This is a genomic window from Corynebacterium sp. AOP40-9SA-29, assembly GCF_052377405.1.
Taxonomy (GTDB): domain Bacteria; phylum Actinomycetota; class Actinomycetes; order Mycobacteriales; family Mycobacteriaceae; genus Corynebacterium.
In genome coordinates this window covers 1-2,059 of record NZ_JBQSWR010000021.1, presented here as the reverse complement: position 1 = coordinate 2,059, position 2,059 = coordinate 1, and the positions used below count along the sequence as shown (strand labels likewise).

General features: G+C 67.2%; 1 protein-coding gene and 1 pseudogene. Both read left to right on the top strand.

The window, feature by feature from the left end; genetic code table 11:
- A pseudogene (locus tag ACT3SZ_RS16375) lies at nt 1-915 on the top strand (terminase); the annotation flags it as partial.
- A 10-nt stretch (nt 916-925) separates the two neighbouring features.
- Nucleotides 926-2,059, top strand: a 1,134-nt coding sequence (locus tag ACT3SZ_RS16370) for a phage portal protein (RefSeq protein WP_444620412.1), incomplete at its 3' end; no start/stop codon positions are given.

The following is a 2,059-nucleotide window of genomic DNA, read 5'->3' as shown; positions in this document are numbered from 1 at the left end:
CGCAGTATGCGTACCCGCTGCATCAACGCGATCAACTCGGACCAGACCGACGCGGTCACCGTCGGGATCTTCGAGTGGTCGGCGCACCCGGACCTGTCGATAGACGACCGCGAGGGGTGGGCGCAGGCCAACCCGGACCTGGGACACGGCCGCATGACCGAGCGAGACGTATCCGCAGAGAGGGAGGGAAAAGAGGATGACGAGTTCCGCACCGAGAACCTGTGCCAGTGGGTCGAGTCCCTCGACCCGGGCAAGATCGCCCCAGAGCTGTGGGACTCGCTCGCGGATCCAGACTCCCGCCCCGCCGCCGACGCGCCGATCTTCTGCGGTGTCGACGTCGCCACCGAGGGAACTCACGCGCACATCGTCATCGCCGCCCAGCGGCCTGACGGTCGGTGGCACGTCGAGGTCGTCGCGTCCCGCGCCGGCTACCGGTGGGTTCCCTACTGGCTGAATGCCCGCCGCGGGACGTGGTTCTCCGGAACCGTTGGCCTGCAGGTGAAGGGCAGCCCGTCGAACGCGCTGGCCCCACTGCTGCGCGACTCCGGCATCGACGTCGCCGAGTGGCAGGGCACCGACATGACGTCGAGTGTGCTGGGCTTCTTCACCTCGATCCAGGAGCGCACCGTGCGCTGGCTGGGCCGGGACCCGGAGACCCCGACCACGCCGACACTGCTGGAGTCCGCCGCCATCGGCGTCAAGGACCGTAAGAGCGGCGACACGTTCATCTGGGACCGCGAGAAGTCCACCGGCGACGTCACCCCGTTCGTGGCGGGGAATATCGCCTGGTGGATGGGGAACCGCACGACAGACACCTTCGTCTCGGCCTACTCCGACGACGACTGGGACGACATTGAGGACTCGGACGACGAGTCCCTCGACGACTTCGACGATGACGATCTGCTGATCGTGTGAGGAGGCCCGCATGGGATTTCTGGAGCGATTCGGCCTGACCCGCGCACCGTTGCGCGCCCCCGAGCCGGACGAGCTGGCCGCGCCGATCTTCGCCTCGCTGGCCCGCGACATCGACAAGATGGGCGTCGAGCAGCTGTGGCGAGAACAGCCGCATCTGCGGACGGTCACGGACTTCATCGCCCGAAACGTCGCGTCGGTGAACCTGCACGCCTTCCGTCGGGACTCCGACGGCGGCCGGGAGCGTATCCGCGGCGAGCAGGTCTCGCGTCTGATGAAGAAGTGCTCGCCGAGCATGCTGACCTACGACCTGATCTACCGGTCTCTGATGGACTTGAGCCTGTACGACGAGTTCATCTGGCTGGTCGACACTGACCGCGTCGGGGAGTGGCGGATCACCCCAATCTCACCGACCTGGCAGATCACCTACCGGTGGCACGACGCCTGGACGATGAAGTCGATGATCATGGCGGATCCGTCCACCGGCGAGCACGTCGAGATCCCGGCGGAGAAGGTCGTCCGGGTCCACGGCTACGACCCGTTCACGATGAAGCGGGGCGCATCGCCGGTCGACGCGCTGAAGGACACGCTGCGCGAGCAGCTCGAGGCGGCGGCGTACCGGTCATCGCTGTGGACCTCTGGCGCGCGAATCGGCGGGGTGATCACCCGTCCGGCTGGGACCAGCTGGGATGCGAAGGCACGCCGGCGGTTCAAGGCGGCGTGGCAGTCGCAGTACACCGGCCGCGGGTCGGGGACTGGTGGCACGCCGATCCTCGAGGACGGCATGGACTACAAGCCCAGCCACTTGAAGGCGCAGGACGAGCAGGTCGTCGACATGACGAAGTTGTCGCTGCAGACCGTCGCCAGCGTCTACCACGTCAATCCCACGCAGGTCGGGCTGCTCGACAACGCGAACTACAGCAACGTCAGGGAGTTCCGCCGCTCGCTGTACGGCGACAGCCTCGGCCCGCAGATCAAGCGGATCGAGGACGCGCTGAACCAGTGGGCGTTGCCGATCCTCGGGGCCGGCGACGACGTCTACGTCGAGTTCAACCTCGAAGAGAAGCTGCGCGCGTCCTTCGAGGAGAAGGCGGCGGTCACCTCGACCGCCGTCGGCGCACCGTGGATGACCGTCAACGAGGCCCGC